The organism is Massilia sp. Mn16-1_5 (assembly GCF_004798585.1).
In the GTDB taxonomy this organism is placed as follows: Bacteria; Pseudomonadota; Gammaproteobacteria; order Burkholderiales; family Burkholderiaceae_D; genus Telluria.
The window spans coordinates 1-447 of sequence record NZ_PPXQ01000076.1 but is presented as its reverse complement, the minus strand read 5'-3'; the positions used below and the strand labels follow the sequence as shown (position 1 = coordinate 447).

Genomic DNA, 447 nt, shown 5'->3' with positions numbered 1-447 from the left:
CTTGTTTTGTTGTTCAAGTATTTGATTATTTTTGAATAAGGAATATTATTCTTTGACGATTCGTCATACGATTCGTGGTACGATTCGTGGTACGATTCGGGGTACGATTCTTCATTGTCATTGTCATTGTCATTGTCATTAAAAATAATAGGAACATTTCTTTTCTTTAATTCATTTTCAAATAATTCTTTAACAGTCTTATCAAAATCTCGTGTTGATCGTCCCCAAAAAATCATCAAGTTTTCATAAACTTTTAAAATAAGTTCATCGTTATTGATTTTTGATAATTCTTTAATCAGCAAGTCAGCAACAGGTTTTCCACCTTTAACAATGCTGTACTTTAAAGAATTCAATACTGCGATTTCTTGCGTTTCGTAGTCATAAACAATGTTGCTGTACTTCGATTCAAATCGTTCTAAAATCACAGATACTGACTCAACTGTATAT

The 447-nt window shown here is 30.6% G+C and carries 1 protein-coding gene; it reads right to left on the bottom strand.

Translation table 11 applies throughout. The features are described from left to right. Window positions 1-447, bottom strand: a 447-nt coding sequence (locus tag C2862_RS25460; RefSeq protein WP_210736131.1) for a hypothetical protein, incomplete at both ends; no start/stop codon positions are given.